Annotated in this window: 14 protein-coding genes and 2 pseudogenes; 9 read left to right on the top strand and 7 right to left on the bottom strand. The window is 69.4% G+C overall.

All coding sequences use genetic code 11. The features are described 5' to 3' along the window. Positions 1 to 710: 710 nt before the first annotated feature. The 3 genes from ACZ51S_RS16510 to ACZ51S_RS16500 all read left to right on the top strand — a co-directional run bounded on the left by ACZ51S_RS16510 (position 711) and on the right by ACZ51S_RS16500 (position 8,310). The gene (locus ACZ51S_RS16510) at positions 711 to 5,318 is read left to right on the top strand and encodes a HAMP domain-containing protein (RefSeq protein ID WP_468803206.1); all 4,608 of its coding nucleotides are present in this window, start codon (positions 711 to 713) and stop codon (positions 5,316 to 5,318) included. Beyond that, positions 5,315 to 7,795: a SpoIIE family protein phosphatase gene (locus tag ACZ51S_RS16505; RefSeq protein ID WP_468803205.1), complete on the top strand. Its 2,481-nt coding sequence runs from the start codon at positions 5,315 to 5,317 to the stop codon at positions 7,793 to 7,795. The genes ACZ51S_RS16510 and ACZ51S_RS16505 overlap by 4 nt, the downstream gene beginning before the upstream one ends. Before the next feature lie 89 nt (positions 7,796 to 7,884). Next, on the top strand, positions 7,885 to 8,310 hold the full coding sequence (locus tag ACZ51S_RS16500; protein WP_468803204.1) for a DUF6003 family protein: 426 nt from the start codon (positions 7,885 to 7,887) through the stop codon (positions 8,308 to 8,310). Positions 8,311 to 8,378: 68 nt separating this feature from the next. On the opposite strand, the gene ACZ51S_RS16495 is transcribed toward ACZ51S_RS16500, so the two are convergent. Next, a complete protein-coding gene (locus ACZ51S_RS16495; protein WP_468479860.1) occupies positions 8,379 to 8,735 on the bottom strand; it encodes a phage holin family protein in 357 nt (118 codons plus the stop codon). 653 nt (positions 8,736 to 9,388) lie between these two features. Here ACZ51S_RS16495 and ACZ51S_RS16490 point away from each other — a divergent pair. Beyond that, positions 9,389 to 10,516 carry an FUSC family protein gene (locus ACZ51S_RS16490; RefSeq protein WP_468479861.1) on the top strand — a complete coding sequence of 376 codons (1,128 nt, stop codon included), beginning with the start codon at positions 9,389 to 9,391 and terminating at the stop codon, positions 10,514 to 10,516. 267 nt (positions 10,517 to 10,783) lie between these two features. Here the strand turns inward: ACZ51S_RS16490 and ACZ51S_RS16485 are convergent. Then, positions 10,784 to 11,159: pseudogene (locus ACZ51S_RS16485) on the bottom strand (hypothetical protein); the annotation flags it as partial. 407 nt (positions 11,160 to 11,566) lie between these two features. Beyond that, the gene (locus ACZ51S_RS16480) at positions 11,567 to 11,812 is read right to left on the bottom strand and encodes a hypothetical protein (protein WP_468961209.1); all 246 of its coding nucleotides are present in this window, start codon (positions 11,810 to 11,812) and stop codon (positions 11,567 to 11,569) included. A gap of 540 nt (positions 11,813 to 12,352) precedes the next feature. Between ACZ51S_RS16480 and ACZ51S_RS16475 the strand changes: the two genes are divergently transcribed. After that, positions 12,353 to 12,583: a hypothetical protein gene (locus tag ACZ51S_RS16475; RefSeq protein WP_468961207.1), complete on the top strand. Its 231-nt coding sequence runs from the start codon at positions 12,353 to 12,355 to the stop codon at positions 12,581 to 12,583. 80 nt (positions 12,584 to 12,663) lie between these two features. On the opposite strand, the gene ACZ51S_RS16470 is transcribed toward ACZ51S_RS16475, so the two are convergent. From ACZ51S_RS16470 to ACZ51S_RS16460, 3 genes are all read right to left on the bottom strand, one after another. Beyond that, positions 12,664 to 12,798, bottom strand: a complete 135-nt coding sequence (locus ACZ51S_RS16470; RefSeq protein WP_468961205.1) for a hypothetical protein — start codon at positions 12,796 to 12,798, stop codon at positions 12,664 to 12,666. Positions 12,799 to 13,332: 534 nt separating this feature from the next. Continuing rightward, positions 13,333 to 13,743 (bottom strand): hypothetical protein, encoded by a 411-nt coding sequence (locus ACZ51S_RS16465; RefSeq protein WP_468961203.1) that lies wholly within the window; start codon positions 13,741 to 13,743, stop codon positions 13,333 to 13,335. Between the two features lie 387 nt (positions 13,744 to 14,130). Beyond that, on the bottom strand, positions 14,131 to 14,463 hold the full coding sequence (locus ACZ51S_RS16460) for an ATP-dependent DNA ligase (protein WP_468961437.1): 333 nt from the start codon (positions 14,461 to 14,463) through the stop codon (positions 14,131 to 14,133). A gap of 38 nt (positions 14,464 to 14,501) precedes the next feature. On the opposite strand from ACZ51S_RS16460, the pseudogene ACZ51S_RS16455 reads away from it, so the two are divergent. The 3 genes and pseudogenes from ACZ51S_RS16455 to ACZ51S_RS16445 all read left to right on the top strand — a co-directional run. Beyond that, positions 14,502 to 14,621 (top strand): annotated as a pseudogene (locus ACZ51S_RS16455) (DUF6009 family protein); the annotation flags it as partial. A gap of 162 nt (positions 14,622 to 14,783) precedes the next feature. Further along, on the top strand, positions 14,784 to 15,116 hold the full coding sequence (locus ACZ51S_RS16450) for a C40 family peptidase (RefSeq protein ID WP_468961201.1): 333 nt from the start codon (positions 14,784 to 14,786) through the stop codon (positions 15,114 to 15,116). 341 nt (positions 15,117 to 15,457) lie between these two features. After that, complete coding sequence (locus tag ACZ51S_RS16445) at positions 15,458 to 16,606, top strand: hypothetical protein (RefSeq protein ID WP_468961199.1); 1,149 nt, start codon at positions 15,458 to 15,460, stop codon at positions 16,604 to 16,606. Positions 16,607 to 17,071: 465 nt separating this feature from the next. On the opposite strand, the gene ACZ51S_RS16440 is transcribed toward ACZ51S_RS16445, so the two are convergent. Next, positions 17,072 to 17,515 carry a hypothetical protein gene (locus tag ACZ51S_RS16440; RefSeq protein WP_468961197.1) on the bottom strand — a complete coding sequence of 148 codons (444 nt, stop codon included), beginning with the start codon at positions 17,513 to 17,515 and terminating at the stop codon, positions 17,072 to 17,074. A 131-nt stretch (positions 17,516 to 17,646) separates the two neighbouring features. Between ACZ51S_RS16440 and ACZ51S_RS16435 the strand changes: the two genes are divergently transcribed. After that, positions 17,647 to 18,051: a hypothetical protein gene (locus tag ACZ51S_RS16435; RefSeq protein ID WP_468961455.1), complete on the top strand. Its 405-nt coding sequence runs from the start codon at positions 17,647 to 17,649 to the stop codon at positions 18,049 to 18,051. Positions 18,052 to 18,110 lie beyond the last annotated feature (59 nt).

Below are 18,110 nucleotides of genomic sequence, written 5' to 3'. Positions count from 1 at the left end.
GCTGGCGCTGGCCGTGAGCGAGGTCGCCGCAGGCGCCCTGCGCCACGGACCTCCGTTCGTGCTCCCTGTGACCGCCGCCTGCCTGAGGGGACGGCACCCCCGACGAGCTGGTGGTCGCGCTGAACTCTCCACACCGGAGAATGGCCACCACCGTCAATCCCCGGACGCTGCCCCTTCTGGGACGCGCCACCGCGGAACCTGAGCCTGGCCAACGGCAGCCGCCCTTGCGCGCTGCTGACGCGGCCCGACGGGACGGGCGGCTATCTCGGAACCCCCGGGCACGGCATCGGTTTCCCGCCCCGGGGAGCGAACGCCTGACCCGCACCCGCCTGGACCGGGGCGGCCTGCTCCTCCGCTGCACCGCCGAGCTCACCGAGAACCGCCGTGTCCTCTGCGAGGGCGAGCGGCGCCTGATGGCGGCCGCTCGACGTCACCGTGGTTCGCCGACCCGGAGCGTCCCGGCCGTGCTCGCCACCGAGTTGCGGTCGGCGTCCTGCACGCGGACGAGACGATCACCCTGGCGGTGCGGTTGGCGTCCGGGCCCGCGTTAGAGCGGGCGCGATTGCCGCGCCGCACCCGATCGGGGTAGCCTGCGAAAGATTGCCGTATGGAAATTTTTAGGCAACGAAAAGAAATGAGTGTCGGCCGCCAGATCGCGGCGTGTGCCGCTCACCTTCTCGTCGTGGCATCTGAGCGGAACGAGGTTGGTCATGGCCGAGACGGTGGCCGAGGAAGCACGCACGGCGCCGCGCGCGCGTCGCCCCAGGGGCGGTGGCGCGGTGGGCGAGTCGGAGCTACGGCAGCTGCTGGCAGGTCTCACAGCGGTTCGCGACGGCGACTTCGGTACCCGCCTGCCCGGTGAGGGCGACGGGCTGATCGCCGAGATCGCCACCGTTTTCAACGGAATGGTGGACCAGCTGTCCCTGTTCACCTCGGAGGTGACCCGGGTGGCACGGGAGGTGGGCACCGAGGGCACCCTGGGCGGCCAGGCGGTGGTCCCGGGGGTCTCTGGTACATGGGCGGACCTGACCGATTCCGTCAACGCCATGGCGGGCAACCTGACCACGCAGGTGCGCGACATCGCCCAGGTGGCGACCGCGGTGGCCAAGGGCGACCTGTCGCAGAAGATCGACGTGGACGCGCGCGGGGAGATCCTGGAGCTGAAGGACACCGTCAACACGATGGTCGACCAGCTCTCCGCGTTCGCCGACGAGGTCACCCGCGTCGCCCGCGAAGTGGGCAGCGAAGGACGGCTGGGCGGACAGGCGGAGGTGCCGGGCGTGGGCGGGGTCTGGCGGGACCTGACCGCCTCGGTGAACTTCATGGCCGGCAACCTCACCGACCAGGTCCGCAACATCGCTCAGGTGACCACGGCGGTGGCCAAGGGCGACCTGTCGCAGAAGATCACCGTCGACGCGCGCGGGGAGATCCTGGAGCTGAAGAACACCATCAACACGATGGTCGACCAGCTGTCCTCCTTCGCCGACGAAGTGACCCGCATGGCACGTGAGGTGGGCACCGAGGGAATCCTCGGCGGGCAGGCCGACGTCAAGGGCGTCTCGGGCACCTGGCGCGACCTCACCGACTCGGTGAACTTCATGGCGGGCAACCTCACCGCTCAGGTCCGCTCCATCGCCCAGGTCGCGACGGCCGTGGCCAAGGGCGACCTCTCCCAGAAGATCAACGTGACGGCGCGCGGGGAGATCCTGGAGCTGAAGAACACCATCAACACGATGGTCGACCAGCTGTCCGCGTTCGCCGACGAGGTGACCCGGGTCGCCCGCGAAGTGGGCACCGAGGGGAGGCTCGGCGGGCAGGCCGACGTCAAGGGCGTCTCCGGCACCTGGAAGGACCTCACCGAGTCGGTCAACGTGATGGGCGACAACCTCACCGCGCAGGTGCGCTCGATCGCCGAGGTGACCACCGCGGTGGCCCAGGGCGACCTGTCGCAGAAGATCCGTGTCGACGCGCGCGGCGAGATCCTGGAGCTGAAGGACACCATCAACACGATGGTCGACCAACTCTCCGCGTTCGCCGACGAGGTGACTCGCGTGGCGCGCGAGGTCGGCACAGAGGGGAATTTGGGCGGCCAGGCGACGGTCCGGGGCGTCTCGGGCACCTGGAAGGATCTGACCGACAACGTCAACGTGATGGCGTCCAACCTGACCGGGCAGGTGCGCTCCATCGCCCAGGTGGCGACGGCAGTGGCCCGCGGCGACCTCTCGCAGAAGATCATGGTGGAGGCGAAGGGCGAGGTCGCCGCGCTGGCGGGAGTGATCAACACCATGGTCGACACGCTCTCGGCGTTCGCCGACGAGGTGACCCGGGTCGCCCGTGAGGTCGGCACCGAGGGCATCCTGGGAGGTCAGGCCCAGGTGCCCAACGTCGCGGGCACCTGGAAGGACCTGACCGACAACGTCAACTCGATGGCGAACAACCTGACCGGTCAGGTCCGCAACATCGCGCTGGTCACCACCGCCGTCGCCAACGGAGACCTGTCGAAGAAGATCGACGTCGACGCCCGCGGCGAGATCCTGGAACTGAAGACGACCATCAACACGATGGTCGACCAGCTGTCCTCCTTCGCCGCCGAGGTCACCCGGGTCGCGCGGGAAGTGGGCAGCGAGGGACGGCTGGGCGGCCAGGCCGAGGTGGAGGGCGTCTCGGGCACCTGGAAGCGGCTGACGGAGAACGTCAACGAACTGGCCGGCAACCTCACGCGCCAGGTCCGCGCCATCGCCGAGGTGGCGAGCGCCGTCGCCGAGGGGGACCTGACCCGCTCCATCACCGTGGACGCCTCCGGTGAGGTCTCCGAACTCAAGGACAACATCAACTCCATGGTCGAGTCGTTGCGCGAGACGACCATGGCGAACCAGGAACAGGACTGGCTCAAGTCCAACCTCGCCCGCATCTCGGGCCTCATGCAGGGCCACCGGGACCTCGCGGTCGTGGCCGAACTCGTCATGGACGAGCTGACCCCGCTGGTCTCCGCCCAGTTCGGAGCCTTCTACCTCGCCGAGGAAGACGCAGCGGGGACCGGTCTGCGACTGATCGGTTCCTACGGCCGCCCGGCGGACTTCGCCGAGGGCGCCCGCTTCAGGCTGGGCGAGTCCTTGGTGGGCCAGGCGGCGCGCAGCCGGCGCACGATCGCCGCCGAGGGGATGCCCCACAGCCACGTCCGCATCGCCTCCGGGCTCGGCCAGTCGATTCCGGGCAGCCTGGTCGTGATGCCGATCGTCGTCGAGGACCAGGTGCTGGGCGTGATCGAACTGGCTTCCTTCACCACGTTCACGGCCGTGCACCGGGACTTCCTGGAGCAGCTGATGGAGACGCTGGGCGTCAACGTCAGCACCATCGTCGCCAACGCCCGCACCGACGAGCTGCTGGACGAGTCGCAGCGGCTGACGATCGAACTCCAGGAGCGGTCCGAGGAACTGCAGGTCCAGCAGGACGAGCTGCAGCGTTCCAACGCCGAACTGGAGGAGAAGGCGGCGCTGCTGGCCGCACAGAACCGCGACATCGAGACGAAGAACCTGGAGATCGAGCAGGCCCGGCAAGAACTGGAGGACCGGGCGCGGCAGCTCGCCCTGGCGTCCAAATACAAGTCCGAGTTCCTGGCCAACATGAGCCACGAACTGCGCACGCCCCTCAACAGTCTGCTCATCCTGGCCCAGTTGCTGGCCCAGAACCCGACGCGGAACCTGACTCCCAAGCAGGTCGAGTACGCGGGCATCATCCATTCGGCGGGATCGGACCTGCTGCAGCTGATCGACGACATCCTCGACCTGTCCAAGGTCGAGGCGGGGAAGATGGACGTCAATCCCGAGCGGGTCCCGCTGCGGCAGCTGCTGGATTACGTGGAGGCCACCTTCCGGCCCATGACCAGCCAGAAGAACCTCGCGTTCACGATCAGTGCCGCGTCGGGGGTGCCGGCGCACCTGTTGACGGACGACTCCCGGCTGCGGCAGGTGCTGCGCAACCTGCTGTCCAACGCCGTCAAGTTCACCGAGCGGGGCAGCGTCGAGCTGCGCATCGAGAGAGCCACAGGAAGCGAGGTTCCCGACTCGGTGCACCGCGGTGACGTGATGGTGGCCTTCCGGGTCATCGACACCGGTATCGGTATCGCAGAGCAGCAGCTGGAGGCGATCTTCGGGGCCTTCCAGCAGGCGGATGGCACCACCAGCCGCAAGTACGGCGGCACTGGCCTGGGACTTTCCATCAGCCGGGAGATCGCGCAGCTGCTGGGCGGCTCGGTGACCGCCGAGAGCACCCTGGGGCAGGGAAGTACGTTCACCCTCTACCTGCCGGCCCGGGGTGCCGGCGCTGAACCCGCCGCTCAGCTCGCGGGGGCCGTACCGGCGCTGGTCGGCAGCGGCGAGGACCGGGCGGACCACGGGCCGCCGGTGATCCGCGTCGCACCCGAGCCCCGGCGCAGCCGTCGCCTGCTCGTGGTCGAGGAGCGGGCCCGCAGCCTGCTGTCCGCGGTGGCCGAGAGCGCCGTGGCCGATCTCTCCGGCGCCCAGGACCGCGGCGAGCGGTCGGCGCCGACCGAGGTCGTCACCGCCCTGGGAGCGCGGGAGGCCGCCGAGAGCCTGGCAGACGGCCCCTTCCACTGCGTGGTCCTCGAACTGGACATGCCGAGGAACGAAGCGCTGCGCTTCCTGACGGCGATGCACGGTGACGCGGCCGGGATGACCTTGCCCATCCTCGCGCACAACAGCCGCCCCCTGAACCCGGCCCAGGAGGACCGCCTGGCGGCACTGGCCACCCGGCTGCCGCTGGAACGGCTCTCCAGCCTGGACGAGTTGCGCGAGCGGATCGCCCTGCACCTGTCCGCCGAGGAGCCCGGACACGTCCTCCCCCTGGTGCGGCCGGAGGAGGGACGCCAGCAGGCCGTCGAGCAGGCCCTCGATCCGGGACTGGCCGGCCGCACCGTGCTGGTGGTCGACGACGACCCCCGCAACCTGTATGCCATCAGCGGCATCCTGGAGCTGCACGGCATCAACGTCCTGCACGCGGAAGACGGTCGCAAGGGCATCGACGCCCTGGCGGAGCACCCGGAGACCGACCTGATCCTGATGGACGTGATGATGCCCGAGATGGACGGCTACGCCGCGACCGCCGCCATCCGGGAGGATCCCGCCCACGAGGGCCTGCCCATCATCGCGGTCACGGCCAAGGCCATGCCCGGGGACCGGGAGAAGTGCCTGGCCTCGGGGGCGAGCGACTACGTCACCAAGCCCGTGGACGCCAACGACCTCATCGCCTGCATCGGCCGATGGCTCGACAGCGCCGGCGCGGGGCACGACGCCCCATGAGCGCTCCGGAAATGCCCTTGGACCCGGTCGTGGCCCCGGAGCCCCCCAAGGCCGACGGCCCTGTTCACACCGTGTTCCCCGCCGTCCCCCGGCAGGGCGAGCACGGTGTTCCGCAGGCGTCGACGCCAAAGTCCTCAAGCCTGGGCCGGCTGGCCGCGACGGTGGAGCGGTTGCGGGCCGAGATCCTCACCGCCCAGGAGCAGGCCGACGGGCGGGCGCTGGTCGAACTCGCCAAGGGAATCCTGGTCGAGCGGCTCAAGTGCGGCCCTGCTGCCGCCGCGCAGCAGCTGGTCCGGCTGGCCGAGGAAGCGGGCCTGTCCCCGCTGGAGCTGGCGGCCGACGTCATCAACCAGGCGGCGCGTGACCACCTCGCCGTCGCCGCCGAGGAGTTCATCCGGCGCACCGGCGGCGGCCCCGAGATCGGCGCGCCGGGCGGCGAGGCGTCGGTCGGGGTGCGCCTGCGTACGGCCGAGAGCGGCGCCTTGGCCGCCCGGGACACCCAGGCGGTCGCCGAGTCCCTCCTGGAGCACGCGCTGGCCCCGCTGGGTGCCGGTGGTGTGGCCGTGTGGACGGCAGGATTCGACGCCTCGCTGACGCTGGCCGGGCACGCCGGGTTCACCGACGACGAAGCCGCCCGCTGGCGTTACGTACCGCCAGGTGTGTCCACCCTCGCCCGGCAAGCCCTGAGCGAACGGCAACCCGTCTGGATCCCCTCCCTCGCCACGGCCGGCCTGCCGTCCATCGGCCAGACCGGTCACCTGCGCGGCGGCCGGCTGGCCGTCCCCGCCGGTACGGGCGGCCTCATCCAGGTGATCCTGGAAGTCTGCTGGCCGGACACCATGGAACCGCAACCCCCGCGGGTGATACGCCAGGTAGAGGCCCTGGCCGAGCTGTGCGCGCACACCCTCGACGGGCGCCCCGCTCCGGCCCCCGGGCCGCCGACTCCGCCGTGGACCGCCGGGCCGGACCTCTCGGAACTGGTGGACCTCGTCGAGGGCCTGCACGATCCCGCGCTCGTTCTCACCCCGCACATCGAAGCCGATGGCCGCCTCGCCGACTTCCGTGTCCACCACGTCAACGGCCGTTTCGTCGACCCCGCTGGCCGGCCCCGCAGCGCCGTCGCCGGAGCGCTGCTTCTGGAGGCCTACCCCATGGCGGTCGGCGGGAGCGAGCTGTTCGAGGACATCGCCCAGGTCTACGCCACCGGCCAGCCGTTCCGTGCCGAGCGCATGGCACTGACCGCCCTGGTCGGCCAGGTGCAGCTGGCCGCCGTCGCCGACATCAGCGTCAGCCGCCACGGCAGCAGCGTCCTGATGATCTGGCGGATCGAGGACGAGACCGCACGCCTGGCCCACCTCCTCCAGCACGCACAGCGGCTCGGGCGGATCGGCGGGTTCGAGGAACAGATCGCCACCGGCGAGATCACCTGGAACGACCAGCTGTTCGACCTGTACGGCCGCCCCCAGGTCGCCGGACCGGTGGCGCTGGAAGCCCTGCCCGACTTCGCCCACCCCGACGACATCGTGGCCATCGGCCGATTTCTGCGGACGGTCCTGCATCACCACCGGCCGTCCTCCGCCGCCTTCCGGCTCCAGCGCTCCGACGGCGTGACCCGGCACATGCGCGTGATCGCCGAACCCGTCCTCGACGCCCAGCACCGGCTGCTGGCCGTCCGCGGCGCCTATCAGGACATCTCGGCCCAGCACTGGACCGAGGTCGCACTGGCCGCGACCCGCGACCAACTGGCGCACACCGAGAGGCAGGCGGTCGAACGCGACCGGCTGACCCTGCAGCTGCAACACGCCATCATGCCGCCGACACAGGCCCCCCTGGACAGTCCGGGCCTGCGCGTCGCCGTGCGGTACCGGCCGGCCGAGGCCGGATCGATGGTCGGCGGCGACTGGTACGACGCGGTCGTCCTGCCGTCCAAACAGGTCATGCTATGCGTCGGCGACGTGGCGGGCCACGGCATCGGGGCCGCCACCAGCATGGTGGTGCTCCGCAACGCCATGCGCGGTCTGGCCGTCACCGGCGCCGGGCCCGCGCAGTTGCTGTCGTGGCTGAACATCGTGGCCCACCACCTGACCGAGGACGTCACCGCTACCGCGGTCTGCGGGCTGTATGACCCCGAGAAGCAGACACTGCTCTGGGCACGGGCGGGACACCTCCCGCCGGTGCTGGTTCGAGGACGGAAAGCTGTGGTTCTGCCTCCCGTCGGAGGGATCCTTCTCGGTGCCCTTTCCGAGGCTTCCTACGAAGAGGCCGAGGTGCAGATGGAAACCGGCGACACTCTGCTGATGTACACCGACGGGCTAGTCGAACGCAGGGACGAGTCGGTACAGGCCTCGCTGACCCAGCTGCTGAACCATGCCCGGGTCCACCGCAGCACACTGGACCAGCGGCTTGACGCGCTGCTCACACACAGCAAATCCGACACCGACGACGACACCTGCCTGATCGGTATCGAGGTCATATGAACACCCGGCGCCAACGGCAAGCCCAGGCAACTTCGGGGCACTAGCATCAATGCCCCGTTCATGACCGACCGAAGAAGGTGAACGACACGATGGCCGACGACGCTTACCTGTTCCTGCTCCCCGATCGCCACCCCCGCCTCGGCGCGGCCCTGGCCGCCGTCGGCGACCTGGAGTGCGCCCAAACCCCCGCGGTCCACGGCTGGCTACAGGCCCACGAAGCCTCCGCCTCGTCGGAGAAGGTGAGGATCGTGCCCGCCGACGCGGAGGCGTTCATCCCCGAGGGGGCCGAGCGGCTGCCCGTACCGCTCAGCGAGGAGGAGTCGCTGCGCGTCCAGCAGGAGTGCGCGCCCCAGTCCATCAGGGACATGGAGACCGAACTCCTGGAGTTCCGCGACACCACGCAGGACTGGGAGGCGTTGGTACACCGCGCCCTGACCGCCGGAATCCCCGCGCCCCGCATCGCGCAGCTCACCGGACTGGACCCTCAGGAAATCGGCCGTCTGCTCCGGGCCTGACTCCCCTGCTCCACCCCACGCAACCGCGGCCCGAAGCCTCGGACCGCCGACTGTGCGGGGGCCGCTGCTCAGGGCCGCTCCGGCTTGAGGTTGACGGCCCGCAGGCGCTTGCGTCCCGTCACGTACAGCACAGCCCCGACCACCGCCCACAGGGCTGTGACGATCAGGGCGGCCCACGCAGGGTCCATGACGTTGGCCAGGGCGAAGACGACGGTGAGGCTGGCGAACAGCAGCAGCACATGCCCGGCGCAACCCGCTCCGCCCAGCATGCCGACCGCCTTGCCGGCCTTCGCTGAATCCTGCTTGATCTCGGCCTTCGCCAGCTCGATCTCATCGCGGACCAGCTGGGACAGCCCCTGGCCGATCTCGCCGATGAGGTCTCCGATCGACGGGCCGGCAGCCGCCGGCGGTGGCGCGACGGGCACCGCGGGGGTCTCTGCTCACGTCGAGGCGGAAAGCGGCCGGTGCGCATGAAGCCGCGCCTTCCCGCCCCACGCCGTCTCCCCCGAAACCCGAGGAAGTCTGCTTCTGTCGGAGCGATAACGCACTGGAGCGCGCCCCGCCTTACCCCTACCCGGGCAGGCCGGTGCGGCGTGCCGATTCTGTGTGGGGCGTTCGCTTCGACCCGACTCTCGTGCCCGGTGGCGGAGGCGTTCTCGGACAGCACGACTTTTCCGTTACGTCGTATTGCATCGGGCGGAGGGCCATGGTTCAGCAGACGAAGAAGGACCGAGAGCAACGAAGCGAGCTCGACGGAGCGAGGAGGGCTCCCCGCAGGAGCACTGCTGGCTGGCGCGCCTCCCGGCGTGGGGCACGCTGCCGCCATGGCGGATGGCGCTGACCAGGACCACGGCAGCGATCACGCAAAGCTGCCTCGAAGCCGGGAGGGATCCGCAGGACCGTGGATCACGTACCCCAAGCGTCACGCACCCCCTCGGTCCAGCTCCGGTTTGCCTCAATCAGCTGGTCTCCGGCGACGCGGCGGCGTACCGCACACCAGATATACAACCTGCCGACGGGGGCATGCGGCTCCTTGGAGGTGGTTCATGTGCCACGGTGGCGCAAGACGTTGAGAGACGTGGGGGTGCAGGCTCTGGAGACACTCAGGTATCTGCGGCGTGCAGGGCGGTCTGCGGGAAACGAACGTGATGACCTGCTGTTGATCGCAAAGAGCGGGGTCGCGGCCATGGCGGCATGGATGCTGGCCCACCACTTCCTTACGCCAGCGGTGGTGACCTTCGCCCCGTTCGCCGCTCTGGTTGTACTCCAGACGACGCTGTACCGCTCCCTGCGCGACTGCGTCCAATACCTGCTGGCGATGACGGCCGGAGCTGTACTCGCGGCCACGCTGGCAGCCACCGCAGGGCTTCACAGCTGGAGTTTCGGACTGCTTACTCTCGTTGCCCTGGCGCTCGGGCGGGTCAGGCGTCTGGGTGAGCACGGGATTCAGATTGCGATCGTCGGCATCTTCGCCTTCTCCTCCGGGCACGGCAGGATTGACTACATCGGCTATCTGGCCGTCTCCGTCGCCATCGGCGCGCTGTGCGGCCTCTTCACCCATGTCCTGCTCGCCCCGGCGCGGCATGTCCGTCACCGGCAGGAAGCGGTCGCCGAGCTCTACACCGGAATCCAGCGCCGCATCGCTGACCTGGCCGACGCCTTCGGGGCGCGTGGCCCGGACGCCGATCAGGTGAAGCAGTGGCGGTGGGAGCTGCGGCAGTCATCCGCGGACGCGGACCGCATCGAGCGCTCCATTGACACGGAGAAGGAGAACAGCCGCCTCAATCCCCGCCGGAGTTTTGACGGCGCCGCACAAGCCCTTCCCCGGGCCCGCGAAGCCGTCACAGCGGCCCAAAGGTGCCTGGGCCACCTCCGCTCCGTCACCCGCACCCTCGGCCACGCTGTCGACAGCGGGCAATTGGATGCCGTACCCACCCCCTTCCGCTCCAGCTACGCGTCCCTGCTCCGCACGATGGCCACCGCCATGGAGCACATCGGCCATACGGGGCGCACCGAACCGGACAAGCTCGATGCGGCGCTCGATGACGCAGCCGCTGAGCTCGACCGCGCCCAGCAACAGACTCTGACCACCACCCCAGAATCCCAGCCGGCTGTCGTGACCTTGCAGGGCACGCTCCTGACCGACGCCGCGCGTTTGATGGCGGAACTCCGCGAAGGCCGCGAAGAGCTGAGCCCGACAGGCTGAAGACCGGTGTGATGCACCTGGTGTGCCACTGTGGCCGGTTCCGATTCTGTCTACCTTGTGGTGGCGAAGTCGTGCCGCATCACAGCCTGAGGCGGTCTCGGCACCTTTGGTCAGTCCGCTAGAAGAGGCCGGCGCGCATGTGCTGGTGAGGTTCTCGGGGATCTCACGCCACCACGGACTGCGGACGGCTGGCAGCCGGACCAGAGTGTGCTGAAACACGCCCGGATCGGCGCGGAACAAGTACCGGGGGGCGGGCGGGTCGTCGCGGAGCGCGCACTCGTCGCCCCGGCTCGCCACGGGCAGGCCGCACTCCTCGCATGCCATGTTGGGACCGTCTGCTCTGTCGAGGCCGCAACAATAGCCGCCGACCCGCTCCGGGACCAGCAGGGTGCCGCGGGCGTCGCCGGGGGTGATGACGATCGAGCCGCGGGCGCCGTCGGAGAGGGCGTAGACCGGCGAGTAGATGCCGCGGGCCACCGCCTCGTCCGGATGGATCTCCTCCCATCTCCGCCACGGCGGCCCCCAGGGCTCCGGGTCCACGGCGAACGTTCCCGTACTTCTGATGAGGGTGGGCCGGCAGGGCGACCCCGGACAGCGGGTTGGTCAGCTCGGCGCCGCATCCCGCACACACGAAAACGAACAAATGCCCTCCGCTGGAGAAACCGAGGGCATCGTCGCAACTCCGTGGCAGACAGTCCAACGTGTTATGAATCCCTGGCGGGGCCGAAGCACAGCCACGACGTTGAGCAGCACCGTTCGGATCCACGGGGGCTCTGACGCCTCCCGAAGCGGGGAACATCGCTGTCCGTTTCTTCCTCGGTGGCAGCCCTTGGGCGGCCGCCGATCCGTCCCGCCGCAGGTGATGGCATCCAGGTTCTCGTGCAACGAGGTGAAGCCGATCCTGCGTGTGTTTCGCCATCCTCACAGCCAGCTACTGGACGCACGCACCCGGGCTGGCCGCTGGTGGAGCAGGCAGCCCGGGTGGTGGACCGGCCCAGCGTCAGCCGGGCGCGTCGGGCGACCCGGACGTGCGGGGGCCGTGGACCCGTCTCAGTTGCCGATGCCGGAGCTGCCGATGCCTGAATTGCCGATGCCGTGGCTGCCGATGCCCGTGTTGGCGATGCCCGCGTTGCCCAGACCCCCGTTGGCGAGGCCCGCGTTGCCGATGCCGTCGTTGAAAGCGCCTGCATTGCCGACGCCTGCGTTGCCGATGCCTGCGTTGCCCACGCCGTCGGCGCTGGCCGCGCCGGCGCCGCAGATGGCCAGCACTGCCGCGGCACCCAGCGCGGCGGTCACACGGAGAAGAGTTGTCCGCATAGTCCTATACCTCCTACTTCGTGACAATTTGCTCCCTATCTCTAGCATGCGGCGGTACCGGATACGGGGATATATGTCCGAAGCCGCCGTGTCGCCCGGACACCTCGACCGACGGCGTGCGGGTCACAGGTCGGCGGCCCAGAAGACCCGCCCACCGCCGAGGCCGCCGTTGTCCCGGAGCACCGCTGTACCAATGCTCCCCGAAGCCCGGCCCCGGCCTCGGGGACGCCCAGACCGTCGGTACGACTTGCCGGCGGTGGGCGGTGCCTCCCGTCGTCATGAACAACGGCCCAGTGCTGATGGCGAGGGTGGTTCCCGAACTGCTGTCGAAACGCTGCTCTTCGACGTGTACAAAGCCAACGGTGTCTACATGGAGCTGCAGCCTGGGCGGTCCGACACGCTCGTGGCGGCCTGGCACGAGGACGTCATGGCCGACTTGGCGCCGTACCCGTACGAGACCGCGGCCCTGCTGCGATTGGCCCTTCTCAGGCTGAGGCCCGGACGGTCGACGACTTCGCGGTGGCGCTCTGTCTGTTGCCTCTGGACTTCATCCCCGCCGACGAATGGTGTGAGGCGGTCGACCGGCTCATCACCCGCGGTTTCGTGGAGCGGGTGGACGACACCTACGTGTCCGTCAACGCACTGGCACTCGACATTATCGAGAGCGCCGTACTGCCCGCGCAGTTCCGCATGGAACGGAACGCGGCCAAGGCAAGCTGGTCTGGCCCACGCCGCCCACGGCACAGCTGACCCCCATGTGAGCCAAGGCAGCGGACACTGTGTCCTGACAGAGCGCGGCCGCCGGTCCTGGACGGCTCCCTGCCGAAGGGCTACCGGTCGTGGGTCGGGCAGCCTGCGGAGGAGAAGCAGCAGGGGTCCTCGATCATGTGCAGGTGCGACTGGTAGAACTCGTCCCACCCGGCCGCGTCGTACGGGCGGACGATCACTGGCTGTTCGGCGGTCATCCCCCCTTCCGCCGTTGTGATGTAGGGAAAGCGGTATCGGGACGCGAGGGGACGGAGGTCCGCCCAGGGTGCGAGGGCTACGGAGGGGTTCACCCACAAGCGGGCGATGCCGTCCACGTCTCCCTCCATTGCCAGAAACTCGTGCTCGACGAGCCACCCCGCCACCTCCCTCAGTCGCGTGACACGAACATTCAGTTCGTCGGCCCAGTGAGCGAACTCGAACAGGACCGGCCGGCCGCCCTCCGGCCGGCTGGCTGGCCAGGGTGTCCAGCACCTCGCGGATGGTCCCGTTGTCGCCACGGCGCCTTTTCCCGTCGGCCCGGGCCTGAATGAGGCGAAGGAAGCCGGCGGCCATCACCGCCGGTCCCACCATGACGCCGAAGTCGCACGTACAGCTGCTCATGCCTACACAACTCCTCGCTCACGGCGCGGACGTCTCTGCGGTGGGAAACCCGCCTGGCCGGACGTGGCTCGGTGATCGCCGGGCCCGTTTCCAGCGGGAACGGCCGCGCTTGCCTTTGCCGTGCGGCTGGTTCAAGGGTGGGGGATGAGCTCGGGCATGGAGCAGGCCGCAGTCTTCGGCCACATCACCGCGTCAGGAATCCGGCTGTGGCCGGCGTGGCCGTGCTCCGCCTGGTGGGCCGCTCGGACGCGGTCCAGGAGAGCGGTCAGCGCTGGAGGCTCGAACGTGGCCCGGCGGCCTTCGGTGAGCTCGTGGACCAAGGTGCTGAGGCCGGCGCACCCGAAGGTGCGGTGGGCGTAGGCGACCGCGACGAGCACCAGGCCCTGGCAGGCGGCCACGTTGGCGGCCGCAACGGTGCTCAGTGCGCTGCGGGTGAGGTCGTCGTCCAGGGCGAGGCGGCCGCCATCGCAGAAGCCCAAGCGCTTGACCAAGGCGAGGGATTCCTCGTGGGGGAGTAGGTCGGCGATTGCGTCGATGGCCAAGATGCCGAAGTCGACGGCGGTCTGTAACGCCTGATGGCACAACGCCGGGTCGGCGGCGAACTCGCCAGTCAGCGGGGCATGGGCGCGAGTGACGGCGGGCGGCCGCGGCTGCCAGCGGCGAGAACGCGAGGACGGCATACAGGTTCAACACCGTGATGCGCGGTCGGTCCCCGTTGTGTCGCCCGTTTGGCGCACCCCCACCGGAGGGCCGACGCCTGCCCGGGTTCTGCCTGGGCCCCGTCGTCTCACACCGGCGGAACACCGTGGAGGAAGATACGCGCGGGGAGGCCGGGAGGGACGGCGCGGCCCGCGCCCAGGAGACCTGGGGGAGCCAGGGCGGTGGCCGTCAGATCGACGATCACCGCTGATGGCAACATTGCACCGGTGTCAGCCAGACGACAGCCTCGTGACCAAATTCGATGCCCGGCCGGACGACGGCTTGCGGGCGGCCAGAGCGGGGGCGGAGCGGGCGCGGACGGCGGCTCGGCGTTGCAGCCCCTCGAAGGACAGGGCGCCGGCCTCCGGGTTCCGCACGAGGGCTTCACCGTCGAGGACCAGTCCATGCGGGAGCTGCTCGGCGGCTGCGACAAGGTCGGGGAAGCGATCCTGTACCAAGGCGCCGCGGCGGGTCTGCAGCAGCACACGCCCGCCAGGTCCGGTGGGGGTGAACACCAGCATGCGGTGCCCGTCGGATTTCTGCTCGTAGGCCGGATCCCGCAGAACCCCAGGAGGCGGGAAAGTCTCAACGGCCTGCGCCTCGGGTCGGCGCCCCGGGCGAGGCGGTAGACCCGCGCACGGTGGAGCCCGGGCACATTGGGATGAAGACCGAGCGTTCCCAGCGCGGAGCGGCGGGCGCCGCCACGCGTACCGTCGCCTGACCAAGACGGTCCCAGCCGCGCGAAGCGAGCTACTGCATGTCGAAACTCGGTCCCTTCAGTCCCTGACTGGCTTCTGAATGCGCTCTTGCCTGCCCGGACTGTCAGTGGCTGCAGTCCAAGTGCCGGTTACCCTGCTCCCCGCGCCCTGGCCAGCTCGGCACCATGTACCAGTGGGGCGGCAGCTGCCCCAACCCCCACGGCCCCAACCCCTCCGAGCGGTGCGACTGCTCCTCCCTGACCCAGCGCTCCTACGGAGTCGCGGGCGTGGAAATCACGTGCACCACCTACACCCAGATCTACGACGGACACGCAGTACCGTCCGCCGGGATCGCCCCCGGCGACCTTCTGTTCGCACGCGGATCAGCACCCGAGCACGTGGCCATGGCGATCGGCTACGGATACGTCGTGCACGCACCCCGCACCGGACGCCCCGTCAGCGTCACCAAGCAAGAGGAACTCGGCCCGATCCTGGTAGTCCGGCGCATCGTCGGCTGATCCTCTCTGACACTCGGATGACGCTGCGTAACGGCTTGCTACCGTCCAGTCGAACATCACTAGGCGCCCCGCGAAGGACAAGAAGATGCGCACGGCACACAATGACCGCAGTGACCCTGCTGGCGTGAGTAGCCACAGGATGCTCCAGTGGTACCGACAACGCGGAAAACAAGCCTCTCGGATGGCCCGGCCGCGCCGCGACCGCCACTCCGCTCACCAAGCTGAGTGTGCCGTCGCCGTACGACGCCGCGAGCGGATGGGACGAAGTTCTCTCATGGGTGCCGCAGTCCGTAAGGACGCTGCCGGTGACGGTCGTGCCACGGTCTCAGACTGTCGCGTTCATGCAAGCAGCCTCCAACGGCTACACGATCTCCGCGCGTGCAAGCAGCGGCAAGCTGGCCTGGCGGTCAGCCCCCTGGGCGGCACCGACCCCGGTAGCCGGAGCCCAGAAGACCTCGAGTGGCCCGGCCGAGATCCCGGACATGACGGGCGCGGAAGTCGACGGCCGCGGATACGTGGTGGCGTACGCCCACGGCCTGCGCGGCAAGGACCAGCTGCACGACGGCGCTGAGATCGTCCGCCTCGCGATCTTCCCCGCAGACGCGAAGGGGGAGTCGGTCAAGCCCCTGCGGGAAATCGACGTTCCCGTGTCCGCCGATCCTGGAAAGATTCGGGTCCACGCAACAGGCAGTCGCCTGCTGGTTGCCTGGGGAGAGGATGGGGCCCTGCCGAAGCGGGCCGCGACGGTCAACGTAACCAACGGCGAGGTAGCCGTCCACCAGGACGCCGACCGGCTGATGCAGCAATGTGCGCGCGTGTTCTCGTGCGACAGAAGCCGCGTCGCCGCCGCCACCGAGAACGGCCCGCTGGTCGCCATGGGGGGAGGAGGATTCGGCATCCCCGGCCGCTACTTCAGCGAGACCCTCACACCCGAGGGCGTCGAGGCACAGATCGGCTTCCTCGGGCAGTGGAACGGCAGCGTCTACGGCGCAGCAGCCGGACACGCTCTCATCAACTGGTACGCCAAGTCCGCCGGCGACACCCCTCTATGGTCCGTCCATGACCTGAACACCGGAAAGCCCCAGGCCCACATGGTCTGCGGGCAGAAGGGCGCCTCCGTCGACGACCCCGACCGCGAATACCCGATGGTCTCCTCTCCCAGCGGCCAGTACCTCGCAGCCGGTGCCGTCGTCTTCGACCTCAAGAACAAGCGCAGCATCTGCCTGCAGGGCGACGGCAACCGCAAGACCATCGCGGTGGCGTCGATCCGAGACAACAGCACCGCGTACGGGGCAGTACAAGACACCGCGGCGGCCGGCTCAACCGTGCTCACCCAGTTGGACCTGAACGCCCCCACCGGCGACGCGAAGGCCCTGGAAGCGGGAACGGAGGTTCCCCTCCTGCACACCGACGACGGAGCGGGCGTCTTCATCACCCGCAACGGGGAGAATGGCCTGCTCCTGTCAGTACGCAGGCCGGCACGCACCTGAACGGTCCGGGTGCCCCGCTCCGGACCAGTCGCCCGCCGCGCGCGGCGGCTCATATCGGGGCGTGACGATGATCAGGCGTCGAACCGGAGCGTCCGGCTGCCGTACTCGGGCCCGGGCCGAGCGACCGGTTGTCTATCGACCATGGCCGTCGGGGCCGACATCGTGGCCGACCCGGCCGTCGCGACTGCTCGGGTGATCGACGGCGACCACCGCCGCGCTGAGTAGGACCACTGGGCCTCCTGGGCCCTGGCAACAGCGCGCCGCCGTCCCTACACCGCACAGGAGGGGCCCGCTTCCACGCCGCGCAGCGGGCCCTGCACCGCCGGCTGCCTCGGCTGGGCAGCGAGCTGAACGGGCTGACCATCAGGCGCAAGCCCTTGATGTCTGTGGAGAGTCGGCCCGGTCACGAGTACCTGCTGCCCGCTTTACTCCAGAGGCAGTGACGCATTCGGCCGGGGCCGGCTGTCATCCGGCCCCTGCTTCTCTCATTCGGCGACGGACCTCGTCACCGAAGAACAGAGGAGCCTTCGCGTCCGGATAGGGGGCGGAGTAGCGGTAGTCGCCTGTCGCAGGATCAAAATGGAAGGAGGCCTTCCACGTCCCTCCCCCGCCCGATTCGAACCGTGCGTACACGCGAAAGCCGTTCGTGACGACGCTCCTGACCCTCCAGGCGTCTGCTGCGACGGCGCGCACGATGGCGTCGAACTCAAGCTCCGCAGATGTCGGAACCCTGGCGCCGAGTGACTCGTCGGGCTCTCCAACCTCGGCGGCGTACTGCTTCCTGGCACGCACGATGAGCAGGCCGACAGCGACAGCCACAGTGCCGGCACCCAGCAGAAGGCCCTTGGCCTTCTCGGCGAAGGAGATCCTCTCGCCGTCCTGGTCACCGTGGACGCTCTGCTCGGGCACGGCAGCCCCCCTTCCGGTCCAGATCTGCCGTCAGAGTAGTGGTCACGCTGCCCCCGCCTGGCGGGGTTGCAGCTATGCGAGATCAGAGCTCGTTTACATCGGAGCGAAAACCGGCACTTGCACTCTCCGTGATGGCCGCCGCTACACCTTGCGGGCCTACCACAGCGGCCGTCGAGAAGGCCACCATCCCACTGCCGGAGACGCTCACCCGCCTCCTGGAGCAGGTGGAAGCCGAGATGGGCAAGCTCGCCGAAACCGCGCCGCTTGCCGCGGTACGGGCGGCCCGCCGGTTGGAGACCACCGCCAGCGAAGTCGGGTACTGGGCGGCCCGCTGTGCCAAGGAGGACGCCCTCCCCCCACAGGCCGCGGCCGCGCTCGGCCTAACGGAGGCGGCCGCCCCCAGCGAGCTCGCCCGCTGGGCCGTTGGGGCCGCCATCAGGCGTGACGCAGGTGTGCTTCGGGACGAAACGCAGTTCTGGGGGGACTTTCCCGTCCTCGGCGGGCCGCAGGTCGTCCCGGTGACACCGGAGCGGTAGTGAGGGCTTGGCCATCAGGTGCTGGCGTGGCCATGGTCGTCGATTAAGGGAACCAGGAC

Source organism: Streptomyces sp. NPDC034043 (assembly GCF_055575675.1).
This window is presented reverse-complemented; position numbering and strand designations above follow the sequence as displayed.